We start from the raw sequence: 13,135 nt of genomic DNA, 5'->3' as shown, positions 1-13,135 counted from the left end.
TGAAGACGCCCCGGGAGCAGCGCAGGCTCCCGGGGCGTCCAGCACGCCTGAGCTGGGACTCAGGCGCGGAGCACCGCCACTCCCCTGGCGGTGAGAGTGCGGTCGGGGCCGCCCAGGGCGGTGATGTCGACCGGTTCCTCGGTGCGGTTGATGACGAAGCGGGTGTCCCCGCGAACGGCGAGTTCAACCTGGCCGCGCAGCGATTCGGGCAGGTCGCTGGTGACGCCGGCGCGGGCCAGCAGGTCGCCCAGCACCGGGACGAGGCCGTCGGGGCCCAGACGCGTCGAGACGTACGCCGCCGAGCCGGTGCCGGTCGTGCGGCGGGTGATGGCGGCGCGGCCGGCCTGGTCGCCGGTCTTGTAGGTGGCCAGCACGGACGTGTCGGCCGAGGTCACGTCGATGCGGTCGGTCCACAGGGTGCCGGTCAGGCCGTTGTCGAGCTCGGCCGTGTCGCCGTCGAGCAGGGGGCCGAACTCCTCGATGCGGACGCCCAGCAGGTCGCGCAGCGCGCCGGGGTAGCCGCCGAGCCAGGCGTGGTCGTGCTCGTCCACGATGCCCGAGAAGTACGTGGTGATCAGGTGCCCGCCGGACGAGACGAATTCCGACAGCCGGGCGGCCAGCGCGGACGGCACCACGTGCAGCACCGGCGCGACCACGACGTCATAGCCCGACAGGTCGGCCGCGACGGGGACGACATCGGCCCGTACGCCCAGGTCGAGGAACGCCGTGTACCAGTCCAGCGCCTCCTGCCGGTAGCGCAGCGCCGACGAGGGGTGTGAGTCCTGCTCGACGGCCCACCACGAGGTCCAGTCGAAGAGGACGGCCGCCCGGGCCCGCGTACGGGGAACGCCGGCGACGTCGGACAGCGAGCGCAGGGTCGCGCCGAGGTCGGTCACGTCCTGGAACAGCTGGGAGGACGTGCCCGCGTGCGGAACCATCGCCGAGTGGTATTTCTCGGCCCCGGCCCGGGACTGCCGCCACTGGAAGAAGCAGACCGCGTCGGCGCCGTGGGCCACGTGGGTGAGGGCGTCGCGGGCCAGCTCGCCGGGCTTCTTGGCCAAGTTGATCGGCTGCCAGTTGACCGCGCTGGTCGAGTGCTCCATGAGGAACCACGGCCGGCCGCCGGCGAGGTTGCCGGTCAGGTTGGCCGAGAACGACAGCTCGTCGAGGGTCTGCTTGCCGGGCAGGCGGTAGTGGTCGTTCGACACGAAGTCGACCTCGGCCGCCCAGTCGGCGTAGTCCATGCCCTTGGTCTCGCCCATGACCATGAAGTTGGTCGTGACCGGGATGTCGGGGGTGAGCTCGCGCAGAATGTCGCGCTCGGCGATCAGGTAGTCCTTGAGCGCGTCGGACGAGAACCGCTTGAAGTCGAGCTGCTGACCCGGGTTCGGGTGGGTCGCGGCCTGCCGCGGGGGCAGGATCTGCTCGAAGTCGGTGTACCACTGCGACCAGAACGCGGTGCCCCACGCCTCGTTCAGCGCGTCGATCGTGGTGTAGCGAGCCCGCAGCCACGTACGGAAGGCGGCCGCGGCGTCGTCCGAGTAGTCGTAGACGTTGTGGCAGCCCAGCTCGTTGCTGACGTGCCACGCCACCACCGCGGGATGGTTCCCGTACCGCGAAGCCATCTCGCGGACCAGGCGCAGCGCGTGCTCGCGGAAGATCGGCGAGGTCGGCCGCCACTGCTGGCGGCCGCCCGGCCAGATCGTGTTGCCCTGCTTGTCGACGGGCAACACGGAGGGGTACGCGGTCGTCAGCCACGGCGGCGGCGAGGCCGTCGCCGTGGCCAGGTCGACCGCTATCCCGTTGGCGTGCAACAGGTCGATCGCGTCGTCGAGCCAGCCGAAGTCATACCGGCCCTCGGCGGTTTCGATCTTGGCCCACGAGAAGATGGCGAGCGAGACGATGGTGACGCCGGCCTCGCGCATGGCGCGCACGTCGTCGTCCCAGACCTCGCGGGGCCACTGCTCGGGGTTGTAGTCCGCACCGTACTCGAGACGAGGGTCTCCGGACCGGCGCAGCCAACGGGGGTGTGACACAGGATCTCCCAGAGGGTGGAGCTGGTTACTTGACGGTGAAGCCCTGCTCGTTGCCGTACTTGGCGGACTGGTCCTGCCAGGCCTTCAGGCCGTCGGCGAGGGTGGTGTTCGAGACGTACGCCTTGCCCGCGGTGTCGTTGAAGACGCTGTTCGAGTAGACCTGGAAGGGCAGGTACGACCAGCCGGTGACGACCTGCTGGGCCGACTTCGCGAAGATCTCGTTGGCCTTCTGCCCGGCGAAGTACTCGAACTCGTCGGCCAGCCAGGCCGGGTCGGCCAGGGTCTTGCTGGTGGCCGGGAACGCGCCGCCGTCGACGCGGACCTGCACGCCGTCGCCGTCGTTGGCGAACTTCAGGAAGCCGTACGCGAGCTCCTTGTTGGCGCCCTTGTCCATGATCGAGAGGGCGCTGCCGCCGTTCTCGGCGCTGGCGTTGGCGCCGGCGGTCCACTGCGGCAGCTCGGCCGCGCGCCACTTGCCGGAGCCGGCCGGGGCGCTGGTGACGAAGTTGGCCGGCATCCAGGCGCCGGTCGCGACCGTGGCGATCGAGCCGTTGCCGATGCCCTGGAACCAGCCGTCGCTCCACGAGCTGACCGGCGCGAGCAGCTTCTCGCTGATCAGGGCCTGCCACACCTTGACGAACTCCTGCGAGCCCGGGTCGTTGAAGTTGATCGTGACGTTGGTGCCGTCGACCGTGTACGGCTTGCCGCCGGCCTGCCAGATGAGGCTGGTGGTCAGGCCCGCGTCGCCGGTGTCGTTGGTGATGTAGGCCTTGGGGTCGGCGGCGTGCAGCTTACGGGCGGCCTCGAGGTACTCGGTCCACGTCTTGGGGACCTCGATCTTGTACTTGTCGAAGACCTCCTTGTTGTAGTACAGCGCCATCGGGCCCGAGTCCATGGGCAGGCCGTAGACGCCGCCACCGGAGTTGACCGAGTTCCACGGGCCGGGGTTGAAGTCGGCCTTCAGAGCTTCCGCCCCGTACGACTTGAGGTCGGTCAGCGCCTTGCCGATGGCGAACTGCGGCAGCGCGTAGTACTCGATCTGGCCGACGTCCGGCACACCCTTGCCCGCGGCGATCGCGTTCTGCAGGGCGGTGTACTGCTTGTCGCCGGTGCCCGCGTTGACCAGGTCGACCTTGACGTTCGGGTACTTCTCCTGGAACTTCGTGACGACGTCCTTGAGGGTGGGCTCCCACGCCCACACCGTCAGGGTGCCGCCCTTCTCGAGGGCCGCGGTGACGTCGGCCTCGGAGACGGTGGCGCCGCCGGACGAGCCGGTCGACGAGTCGTCGTCGCCACCACCACAGGCGGCGAGGGCGAGGACGGCGGCCGAGGCAACGGCCGCCACCTTCAGAAATCGGGACATCTTGGTGCCCTTTCAGAGCGGGAGGGTGTTGGTTATTCCTTGACGGAGCCGGCGGCCAGGCCGGACTGCCAGTAACGCTGCAGCGAGAGGAACGCCGCGAGGAGCAGGACGACGGTGATCAGCGAGCCGGTGATGACGAGGTTGAAGACGGCCTCGCCACCCGCGGTCGCGGCCTGCGCGTTCCAGCTGTTCAGCCCGACGGTCAGCGGATACCAGTCGGGGTTCTTCAGCATGATCAACGGGAGGAAGTAGTTGTTCATGGTGGCGACCATGGTGAAGAGCAGGGTGGTGATGAGGCCGGGCATGAGCAGCGGCACGGCGAGCTTGAAGAGCGTGCGGAACTCGCCGGCGCCGTCGACCCGGGCCGCCTCGAGCATCTCGGTCGGCACGGCCTGGGCGGCGAAGGTCCACATCAGGTACAGGCCGAACGGCGAGATCAGCGACGGGATGATCACGGCCCACGGGGTGTTGGTCAGGCCCATCTTGCTGAACATCAGGAACGTCGGCACGGCCAGCGCGGTCGGCGGCACGGCCACCGCGCCGATGACGATGGCGAAGACGGCCTTCTTACCGACGAAGTCGAACTTGGCCAGCCCGTAACCGGCCAGCAGGGCCAGGAAGGTCGCCCCGCCCGCGCCGACCAGCACGTAGAGCGCCGTGTTGCCGAGCCAGCGCAGGTAGATGCCGTCGTTGTAGGTGAACGTGTCGGCGATGTTGCTGAACAGGGCGAACTTGCCGTCGTCGAACCAGAGCCCGAACGAGCTGAACAGCCCGTCCTGCGTCTTGGTCGAGTTGATCAGCAGCCAGGCCAGCGGGAACAGCGAGTACGCGGCCATCAGCGCGGTGAGCACGGTCAGCAGGATGCTGCCCTTGCGGCGGGGCCGCTTCGACGACAGGGTGACCGGCTTCGACGTACGGGCGGAAGGCTTTTGAACTGAAGTAGTGGTCATCAGAGGTCCTTCGTCCCGCGCAGCTGCACCACGTAGGCGACGATCATGGTGATCACGGCCATGATGACCGCGACCGCCGCGGAGTAGTTGATCTGCTGGCCCGAGAAGGTCAGCGAGTAGGCGTAGAAGTTCGGCGTGAAGTACGTGGTGATCGCGTTCGGGGCCAGGTTGCGCAGGATCGCCGGCTCGTTGAACAGCTGGAAGCTACCGATGATCGAGAAGATCGTGGCGATGACCAGCGCGCCCCGGATGGCCGGCAGCTTGATCGAGCGGATGATCCGGAGCTGGCCGGCGCCGTCGATCGCGGCCGACTCGTAGAGCGACTTCGGCACGACCTGCAGGGCCGAGAAGAAGATCAGCATGTTGTACCCGACGAACTGCCAGGTCGTGATGTTGCCGATCGAGGCCAGGATGAGGCTCGGCTTGAGCGGGTCGGGCAGCGAGATCCCGAGCGCGTCGTTGATGCTGCCGACCAGGCCGAACTGTGAGCCGTAGATGAAGCCCCACATCAGTGCGGCGACGACGGCCGGCACCGCGTACGGCAGGAAGATCGAGACCCGGAAGAAGCTCTTGCCGTAGAGCCGGCCGCTGTCGAGGGCGAGCGCCACCAGCAGGGCCAGGAACAGCATGATCGGCACCTGGACAACCAGGAACAACCCGACCCGGCCGACGCCCGACCAGAACTGCGAGTCCTGCAGCGCCTGCGTGTAGTTGTCCAGGCCGACGAACGCGTTACCGCCGATGAGCCGGTTGCGATACAGGCTCAGATAGATCGAGTACGCGATCGGGGCCAGGAAGACCAGCGCGAACACGATCATGAACGGGCCGACGAACTTCCAGCCCTGGTGCGAGCGGCGTACGCGCCGTGTCGCCGGCGGCGGTGCCGCGACCTGTGGAACAGCCATCTGCCGTCATCCCGTCTTACTGTTCACCGAGAGTGTTGATTACGTAAACATTGCACCCGATCAAGCGTGTTCGACAATGTTTCGACGAGTTCACTGGTGTGATGTTTGCGTAAACATGAGGGTGATAGTTTCACTGCGTGCAGGGATCGTCAAGCAGCCGCCCCCGTGGCGTTTCGATGGCCGACGTGGCCCGCCTAGCTGGGGTGTCCTCCCAGACGGTCAGCCGCGTCGCCAACGGCCACACCAGCGTGGTCGAGTCGACGCGGCGTCAGGTTCTGAACGCGATGCAACAGCTTGGTTATCGGCCCAACAGTGCGGCCCGTGCATTGAAACGGGGTGAGTTTCGTACTATCGGCGTCATTTTGTTCACCTTGGCGACAACCGGCAACAGCCGTACGGTCGAGGCGATCGCCGCGCAGGCCGCCCACGAGGGATACGCGATCACCCTGATCCCGGTCGCGATGCCGACCCAGGACGGCGTGCTCGGCGCCTTCACCCGCCTCGGCGAGCTGGCCGTCGACGGCGTCATCGTGATCATGGAAGTGCACCTGCTCGACGCGGCGAACCTCGTCCTCCCGCCCGGCGTGCAGGTGGTGGTGGTCGACTCCGACGCCGGCGACCGCTATCCCGTGGTCGACACCGACCAGGCCGACGGCGCCCGCCAGGCCGTACGCCACCTGCTCGAGCTCGGCCACGACACGGTCCATCACGTCACCGGCCCGGCCGAGTCGTTCTCGAGCGAGCGCCGCGCGCTGGCCTGGCGTACGGTCCTCGAGGACGCCGGCCGCGTCGTCCCCCCGGTCCAGCGCGGCGACTGGACCGCCCTCTCCGGTTACGAGGCCGGTCTGCGCCTGGCCGGCGACCCGACCTGCACGGCCATCTTCTGCGCCAACGACCAGATGGCCCTGGGCGTCCTGCGCGCCCTGCACGAGCGCGGCCGCCGCGTCCCCGCCGACGTGAGCGTGGCCGGCTTCGACGACATCCCCGACGCCGCCTCCTACCTGCCCCCGCTGACCACGGTCCACCAGGACTTCGCCGAGGTCGGGCGGCAGTGCGTGCAGGGCCTGCTCGACCAGATCCGCCACCACACCCGCGAACCGGGCACGGTGCTGGTCCCCACCACCCTCGTCGAGCGGGCTAGTACAGCGCCTCCGGGGAATCGGCGCTGACGCTGACGCAGGCCACGGGCATCCGGCCGGCGCCGGACGGCGACGGCCGCGTCGTCCGGATCTCGACCCCGGCGCCGGCGATCTCGATCGCGGCCTCCCGCTCGATCAGCGAGTAGCCGGCTCCCACCAGCGACGCCTGCACGTCCTCGATCGTCGCCGGATGGGCCGGCATCAGGTTGATCCCGTCCAGCCGCACCTCGTCCGCCCTGGTCACGAAGATCCGTTCGGCCGTGTGGCCGGCTCCGTAGCGAACCGTCAGGCCGTCCGCCATGAAGGTGTCCTCCACCGGTTCCCGCGAGCCGGGCGCGTGCTGCCAGCAGAGGCCGCCGCTCAACCGGTTCCGCACCTCGTCGCGGTGCCCGCCGAGCGCGACCGGGCCGGCACCCGAGCCCGGGGTGACGACGTAGGACGAGGCCGGGGGCATCGCTTCGGCGCCGGCCGGGAAGAAGACGATCTCGCCGCGCATCTCGTGCCCCGGCCCGAACGCCGTGACGGCCTCGATCCGGTCGCCCGTCGCGTACAGGGCCAGCGCGCCGCCGGCGAGGAGCCAGCCGGAGTCGTCGGCGGTGGCCTCGATCCCCGCCGCCCGCAGGTCCCCGAGCACGGTCTCGGCCGCGCCGCCGAGGTGGACGCCGTGGTAGTAGAGGCCGTCCGGCTTGGGGATCTCGATCAGGTGCAGGCCCTCCCGGTCGGAGCAGGTGAGCATGATCAGCCCGTCCTCGTACTGATCGGTCAGCTCCGAGGTGGCCCCACGGCGGAAGGCCTCATGCGGCCCGAGGAGCTCCCGCAGCTCGCCCCTGGTGGCCCCGAACCGCAGCGGGCCGACGCCGGAACCGGGCTCGACTTCCCATGATCGCTCTGTCACGCCCCACATCGTACGAACGTGGGGCCGGAGCCCCGGAGTTGCGGCGGGGGTGACACTGGTCGGCATGGGCAGCGTTCAGCTTGTGCACGGTGACATGTTCAGTCGGCCCTGCGATCTGATCGTGTTGCCCGCGTCGACCGGGGGGACCGCCACGCCGTTCGTGGCCGAGCGGATGCGCCAGTACGACATTCCGCGGCCGCTGCCGGGGCCGTTGGGCACGGTCCGGATCACCCGGTTCGACGGCGGGCAGCACTTCGCGCAGCAGGTCGCGTGGGCCACCTCGGTCGAGGGGTTCGGCAGTGACCTCGGCGCGATCGAGCGGGCCGGGCGGTGCCTCGGCGAGGCCACCACCCAGGAGCCGTTCCCGCAGAACCTGTCGGCGCCGTTGCTCGGGGCGGCGGCGGGCGGGCTGGAGCCGGAGGACGTGCTCGACCGGCTGACCGCGGGCTTCCTGTCGACGGCCGCGCGCGAGGCCACGCTGCGGGTCTTCGTGCTGGCCCGGGAGACGTACGAGGTGTTGCTGCGGCACCGCGACGGGCTGCCCGCGGCGGACCAGCCGTCGGCGCCGGTGCGCGAGCCGCTGCCGGCCCCGGACGATCGGGCGACCGCGCGGGTGCACGTCGCCCCGGAGCCCGTACGGGTGTTCATCAGCTATCACGCCGACCGGCCCGAGGTGAAGCAGTGGGTACGGGCGCTCGGGACTTTCCTGCGGGGCAACGGCGTCAACGCGCGCTGCGACCTGTGGCACCTGATGGTCGGCATGAACCTGCAGCAGTGGATGCAGAACGAGATCACCCAGGCCGACCGCGTCGTGCTCGTCTGCACCGAGGCGTACGCGAAACGGGCCGACGACCTCGACGGCGGGCTGGCCTACGAGATCAAGCAGATCCGCCGAGGACATCGGGGCCAAGAACGAGCAGCTCAAATACCTGCCGGTGGTGTGGTCGGAGGACACCCGCAAGGCGCTGCCGATCTTCCTGCGGCCCTACCTGTTCATCCACTGGCCGCCGGCCGGGGACGGGACCGAGCCGCGCGAGGCCCTGCTCGACGCGATCCTGCAGCGCCAGGAGGAGGCGCCGCCGCTCGGCGCGTACATCTAGGGGTAGATTGCGGCCTTGTGTCCAGGGAACTGAGTGCTCGGCTGCCGGCGGCGCCGGGGGTCTACCGGTTCCGCGACGCGGGCGGGCGCGTCCTCTACGTCGGGCGGGCCACCAACCTGCGCAGCCGGGTCGGGTCCTACTGGGGTGACCTGCGCGACCGGCGGCATCTGCGGCGGATGGTTCCGCAGGTGACCCGGGTCGAGGCGGTCGAGTGCGACTCCGTGCACGAGGCCGCGTGGCTCGAACGCAACCTGCTGGAACGGTCGAAGCCGCGGTGGAACCGGATCCGGGGCGGGCTGGAGGTTCCGGTCGGGATCCAGCTGGACGCGGCCGGGCCGCGGGTGGTGCACCTGCATGCTCCGGGCGCGGCCGAGTTCGGGCCCTACCTGGGCGGGGCGCAGGCGCGGCTGGCGGTGTCGGGGCTCGACCGGATCTTCCCGGTGCGCTACACGAGCGAGCGGCTCGACGGCGGCCTGCGCGACCTGGCCCGGATCCGGGGCGTCGGCGTGGTCGACCGGCCCGCGTTCCTGGCGGCCATCGCGGCAGTGCTGCGCCGCGGTGCCGAGCAGACCCAGGCCGTACGGGATGGTCTGGCTCTGCTGCGGGATCGGGCGTCGGCGAATCTGGCGTTCGAGCTGGCCGGGCGGATCCAGCAGGAGCTCGAGGCGCTCGACTGGATCGTGGCCGAGCAGAAGGTCACCCGGCTGGTGGCGGGGGCCGATCACGACGTCTACGGGTGGGCCGACGGGCTGCTGGTGCGGTTCCGGATGCGGCGCGGACGGGTCGACGGGTGGGAGCAGCGGGCTTGTTCGCTGCCGGCGGCGCGCAAGCATCTGGAGCTGACACCGGCGGAATGGTCGGCCTTCGCGGCCCGCGGTGCGGAGCTGGCCCGTCGCCTACAGTGACCAATGTGGATACGGTCGCGCAGCAACTGACCCGTCTGGTCGGGGATCGCCTGGTGTTCATCGTCGCCGCCCGGTCGGGAGTCTGGCCGGGCACCCTGCAGAAGTATCTGTCCGGCGAGGAGCTGCCGGCGGACTCGGCCCCGCTGACCGCGGTCGGCACCGCTTGCGGGGCCGATGAGGCGCAGCTGGCGGAGCTGGTCGACGCCTGGAATCGGCAGAGCCGCCCCTCGGCGGATCAGTGAGCCGCCGAGCCCGACGCAAGAACTGTCTACAGATACAGGACGACTTGTTGCAAGCGGACTGGTGGCCGCTACTGGATAATCTCTCGCAAGATGTCGACTGCGGCATTGAGCGTTGAGTCGATCTTTGTATCGTCTATTTGAATGTGCGTTCCTTGCGCTGCGGGCGACCGAGCGAAGAGCGAGCCACTAAAAACTGTAAGCGGATGACTGTACCCCTCATCCATGTGCCAATCCTGTGTGAGCCTGGCCTCGGTCCAGCAGAGCGCAGTCGGATTCGGTTCGGCCATCATTGGCGCCCACACGGCGAGAACCGGCGTACGTCGAGTGCTGCAACATCCGCCGGTAGTCGGCTCTTATCAAGCTTCCCTAAGACCTTTGCACCGGACTTCCATGCCAGAAAAGTGTCGCGATCGACATCCTGCCTCCATTCTTCCAGCTCCTGATGCCACGAAGCCCAGGCATGAACTGCGATTCCCGCCTCCGGTACCTTCTTTCCTTGATAGCTGGAAGCGGTCCAGAATTTGTACTCAACCGAAAGAAGTTCTCGAGCGCCGGAATTCTTAGTAACAACTATCGCATCGTCCAGGACCGCCCTGATCTTATCTACCTCGACCTCGGGGCGACACTTGATAAGGCGGGTGACACTCGCGTATCGCTGTCGCAGGTACGTGAGAAGCAGCGCCCTGAGAATTTCTTCGCCTGCCGCTCTGCTCACAAGACCGACGGCGGCGGTGCGCCCTTTCACCCGCTTGTCAAAATGATCTATCAACGCCTGAAGCTGAAGCTCGGACACTCTTTCCTCCGAAGCTCGGCAGATATTCCCCAAAATTCTAGTTCACATGGAGAGCGGGTGTCGTTAGTAGCTAAACATTATCGTCGCCATGACAGTGCGCCCGCATGGCGCCAGCGCGGCGAGCATCGTCGGCCGAGTCAGGTGCCTGAGACGGCTTCGTAGCCGTTGCCGCCTATAGGCGCCGGGGTCAGGAGCCAGTTGAGGACGGGTTCGGTGCTGGTGCCCCGTCGAGGTGATCTCTCGATGAAAGCCGGCCGCGAGGGTTCCGACTATGTGGAGCGTCGTGAGATCGGGTCGAGCGGGGTTCGGCAGGCTAGCGGGGGCTGAGGGCGACGCCGTCGGTGGTGCCGTAGGCGGCGAAGAACTTGTCGCGGAACTCGTCCATGCGCCAGACCGGGGCGTTGCCCGGCTTGAGGCCGTCGGTCCAGTTCCAGGACGCGATGCGGTCGAGGACGGCCTGGTCCTGCGCGATGATCGTGACGGGCACGTCGTGGCTGGCCTGGGGGCCGGTGATGATGGACATGGGCTGGTGGTCGCCGAACATGATGAGGACTGTGTTTTTGTTGCCGTGGTCGGCGGCCCATGAGGTGAGGGCGTCCACGGAGTAGGCCAGGGTGCGGGCGTACGCGGCCCGGGTCTTGACCTTGTCGGCCCACAGCTCGGAGCGGGCCGGGGCGTCGGCGACCTGCGGGCCGTAGACCTTGCCGTCGCCGATCGCGTTCCACGGCAGCATCTGCGGGACGTGCGTCCACGGCTCGTGGCTGGACGTGAGGGTGATCTCGGCCATCAGCGGCTTGGTGCGGGTGGCGTAGACGTCCTTCTGGAACTTGTTCATCACGAACTGGTCGGGCATCCGGGACCAGCCCATCTTCGGGCCCTTGTAGCCCATGTTGCGGGAGTCGAAGACCTGGTCGTAGCCGTAGAAGCCGGACTCGGGCCAGTCCGTCGTGTTGCCGGGCTCCATGCCCGCCGTCTGCCAGCCCGCGTCCTTGAAGGCCCGGGTCAGGGTGAGCCGGTCGCCGCTGACCATGCCGTCGTAGCGCCGCTGCGAGGTGATCCACAGGCCGGACTGGAACGAGCCGTGGGCGAGCCAGCTGCCCCCGCCGTACGTGGAGGACGTCAACCAGCCCGTACGGGCGTGGAAGCCTTTCGCGGCGAGGCGGGCGGCTGACGCGTCGAGGGCCGGGTTGAGGATCGCGGACATGCCGGGGTCGGTCAGCGAGCTGTGCCCGAGGCTCTCGACGACCCCGATGATCACGTCCTTGCCGCGCAGGCCCGAGACGAGATCGGCGCGCGGCACCGACGCGTACGGGTCGTGGCTGACGGCCGAGGCGAACTGCCGCTCGTCGCGGATCGTCAGCGGCACCTGCTTGGCCGTGGACTTGAGCAGGGCGATCGCCGAGTCGGAGGCGACCGGCGCGTTGGGGAACAGCGCGACCCCGGACAGGGCGAGCGCGAGCCAGACGGCACTGAGCCCGACCAGGGCCCGGCGAGCGGGGAAGGCGGTGACCAGGCGCGACAGCCGGAGCGAGGCCAGGACGAGGGCCGCCATGAGCAGGACAGTGCCGAGGACGGCCCCCACCACGTACAGGGTGGCTGTGGTCTTGCCGTCGGTCTCGGTCAGCGCGTTGTAACCGTCGCGCAGCAGCGGGGTGTCGACAACCGGGTCGAACTTGCGGCCGAGCACCGTGCGGAAGCCCGCGTTCGCGATCTTGAGGATCACCAGCACGCCGACGCCGAGCCCGAACAGCACCGCGAACGGGCGGCGCCAGCGCGCGGGCAGGGCGAAGACGACCGCGCCGAACAGGATGATCTCGATCGGGAAGCGGAGGAACGCCCCGGGCAGGAAGGCGCCCTGCTTGGGCCGGGCGATCGCCTCCGGCACGACCAGCGCGGCGACGATCAGCGCGGCGGCCAGGACGGTGAGGAGCACGGCGGAGGCACGGCGAAGACGAACGGGCACGCCCCGAGGTACGGATCGCGGCCCCCGGGAGTTCAGCCAGAATGGGGCGAATGACGTCCCAGTCGCTCGAGCGCGGGCTGCGCATCCTCACCGAGCTCGCCGAGAACGGGCCGGTGCTGGGCATCGCCGACCTGGCCCGCGCGGTCGGCCTGAACCGCAGCACTACCCACCGCTACGTGGCCACGCTGGCCGGCCTGGGCTTCCTGCAGCAGGACCCGGACACCCGCAAATACTCGCTCGGCCCGCGCGTGGTCGACCTGGGCTTCGCAGCGATCAGCTCGATGGAGATCACCGGCGTGGCCGCGGCCCACCTGCAGACGCTGTCGGACGAGACCGGCTGCGCGGCCAGCATGGCGGTGCTCGACGGGACCGACATCGTCTATGTCGAGCGGCGTCGCAGCCGGCGGCAGACGGGCGTGGCGGTCGACCTCAACCTGCACGTCGGGTCGCGGCTGCCCGCCTATTGCACGTCGATGGGCAAGGTGCTGCTGGCCCATCGCGACCCGGCGGCGCTGCGGACGCTGCTCGACCGGGTCGAGCTGACCCGCCGCGGGCCGCGGACCATCACCGTACGGGATCAGCTCGTGACCGCCCTGGCCCAGGTGCGGCAGGCCGGCCTGGCCGTCAACGACGAGGAGCTCGCGCCGGGGCTGCGCTCGCTGGCCGCGCCGATCCGGGACCGCTCGGGGCAGGTGGTCGCCGCGATCAACCTGGCCGTGCACCTGACGACCTGGGCCACGTCGGTCGAGTCGATCGTGAGCCGGTTCTCCCCGCCGCTGATCCGGACGGCGGCCGAGATCTCGCACCAACTCGGGTTTCGTTCGAGTATGTGAAACACCGTGTT

General features: G+C 69.0%; 11 protein-coding genes. 4 read left to right on the top strand and 7 right to left on the bottom strand.

Annotated features, from left to right (window positions below; all coding sequences use genetic code 11):
- Nucleotides 1-59 precede the first annotated feature (59 nt).
- The 4 genes from JKJ07_RS34265 to JKJ07_RS34250 are packed head-to-tail and all read right to left on the bottom strand — an operon-like array spanning nucleotide 60 to nucleotide 5,254.
- Nucleotides 60-2,036 (bottom strand): beta-galactosidase, encoded by a 1,977-nt coding sequence (locus JKJ07_RS34265; protein WP_202996098.1) that lies wholly within the window; start codon nucleotides 2,034-2,036, stop codon nucleotides 60-62.
- Nucleotides 2,037-2,061: 25 nt separating this feature from the next.
- Nucleotides 2,062-3,399 (bottom strand): ABC transporter substrate-binding protein, encoded by a 1,338-nt coding sequence (locus JKJ07_RS34260; RefSeq protein ID WP_202996097.1) that lies wholly within the window; start codon nucleotides 3,397-3,399, stop codon nucleotides 2,062-2,064.
- A 32-nt stretch (nucleotides 3,400-3,431) separates the two neighbouring features.
- Entirely contained in the window at nucleotides 3,432-4,349 is a 918-nt protein-coding gene (locus JKJ07_RS34255) for a carbohydrate ABC transporter permease (RefSeq protein ID WP_202996096.1), read from the bottom strand.
- Nucleotides 4,349-5,254 (bottom strand): carbohydrate ABC transporter permease, encoded by a 906-nt coding sequence (locus JKJ07_RS34250; RefSeq protein WP_202996095.1) that lies wholly within the window; start codon nucleotides 5,252-5,254, stop codon nucleotides 4,349-4,351. The genes JKJ07_RS34255 and JKJ07_RS34250 overlap by 1 nt, the downstream gene beginning before the upstream one ends.
- A 176-nt stretch (nucleotides 5,255-5,430) precedes the next feature.
- Between JKJ07_RS34250 and JKJ07_RS34245 the strand changes: the two genes are divergently transcribed.
- Nucleotides 5,431-6,423 carry a LacI family DNA-binding transcriptional regulator gene (locus tag JKJ07_RS34245; RefSeq protein WP_202996094.1) on the top strand — a complete coding sequence of 331 codons (993 nt, stop codon included), beginning with the start codon at nucleotides 5,431-5,433 and terminating at the stop codon, nucleotides 6,421-6,423.
- Here JKJ07_RS34245 and JKJ07_RS34240 read toward each other — a convergent pair.
- Nucleotides 6,392-7,288, bottom strand: a complete 897-nt coding sequence (locus tag JKJ07_RS34240) for a hypothetical protein (protein ID WP_202996093.1) — start codon at nucleotides 7,286-7,288, stop codon at nucleotides 6,392-6,394. The two genes, JKJ07_RS34245 and JKJ07_RS34240, sit on opposite strands and share 32 nt — an antisense overlap.
- Before the next feature lie 64 nt (nucleotides 7,289-7,352).
- Between JKJ07_RS34240 and JKJ07_RS34235 the strand changes: the two genes are divergently transcribed.
- Both JKJ07_RS34235 and JKJ07_RS34230 read left to right on the top strand, forming a co-directional pair.
- Nucleotides 7,353-9,293 (top strand): TIR domain-containing protein, encoded by a 1,941-nt coding sequence (locus JKJ07_RS34235; protein ID WP_202996092.1) that lies wholly within the window; start codon nucleotides 7,353-7,355, stop codon nucleotides 9,291-9,293.
- 5 nt (nucleotides 9,294-9,298) lie between these two features.
- Entirely contained in the window at nucleotides 9,299-9,535 is a 237-nt protein-coding gene (locus JKJ07_RS34230) for a hypothetical protein (RefSeq protein WP_202996091.1), read from the top strand.
- Nucleotides 9,536-9,821: 286 nt separating this feature from the next.
- Here the strand turns inward: JKJ07_RS34230 and JKJ07_RS34225 are convergent, their stop codons facing one another.
- Both JKJ07_RS34225 and JKJ07_RS34220 read right to left on the bottom strand, forming a co-directional pair.
- Complete coding sequence (locus JKJ07_RS34225; RefSeq protein ID WP_202996090.1) at nucleotides 9,822-10,328, bottom strand: hypothetical protein; 507 nt, start codon at nucleotides 10,326-10,328, stop codon at nucleotides 9,822-9,824.
- A 313-nt stretch (nucleotides 10,329-10,641) separates the two neighbouring features.
- The gene (locus JKJ07_RS34220; RefSeq protein WP_202996089.1) at nucleotides 10,642-12,291 is read right to left on the bottom strand and encodes a sulfatase-like hydrolase/transferase; all 1,650 of its coding nucleotides are present in this window, start codon (nucleotides 12,289-12,291) and stop codon (nucleotides 10,642-10,644) included.
- A gap of 50 nt (nucleotides 12,292-12,341) precedes the next feature.
- Between JKJ07_RS34220 and JKJ07_RS34215 the strand changes: the two genes are divergently transcribed.
- Nucleotides 12,342-13,124 (top strand): IclR family transcriptional regulator, encoded by a 783-nt coding sequence (locus JKJ07_RS34215; protein ID WP_202996088.1) that lies wholly within the window; start codon nucleotides 12,342-12,344, stop codon nucleotides 13,122-13,124.
- Nucleotides 13,125-13,135 lie beyond the last annotated feature (11 nt).

This window comes from Paractinoplanes lichenicola (assembly GCF_016785085.1).
In the GTDB taxonomy this organism is placed as follows: Bacteria; Actinomycetota; Actinomycetes; order Mycobacteriales; family Micromonosporaceae; genus Actinoplanes; species Actinoplanes lichenicola.
This window is presented reverse-complemented; position numbering and strand designations above follow the sequence as displayed.

What these genes read in the sequence shown, in the direction of transcription:
- JKJ07_RS34215 (WP_202996088.1), top strand. Translation starts at nt 12,342, where the DNA reads ATGACGTCCCAGTCGCTCGAGCGCGGGCTGCGCATCCTCACCGAGCTC.
- JKJ07_RS34245 (WP_202996094.1), top strand. Translation starts at nt 5,431, where the DNA reads ATGGCCGACGTGGCCCGCCTAGCTGGGGTGTCCTCCCAGACGGTCAGC.
- JKJ07_RS34255 (WP_202996096.1), bottom strand. Translation starts at nt 4,349, where the DNA reads ATGACCACTACTTCAGTTCAAAAGCCTTCCGCCCGTACGTCGAAGCCG.
- JKJ07_RS34250 (WP_202996095.1), bottom strand. Translation starts at nt 5,254, where the DNA reads ATGGCTGTTCCACAGGTCGCGGCACCGCCGCCGGCGACACGGCGCGTA.
- JKJ07_RS34260 (WP_202996097.1), bottom strand. Translation starts at nt 3,399, where the DNA reads ATGTCCCGATTTCTGAAGGTGGCGGCCGTTGCCTCGGCCGCCGTCCTC.
- JKJ07_RS34235 (WP_202996092.1), top strand. Translation starts at nt 7,353, where the DNA reads ATGGGCAGCGTTCAGCTTGTGCACGGTGACATGTTCAGTCGGCCCTGC.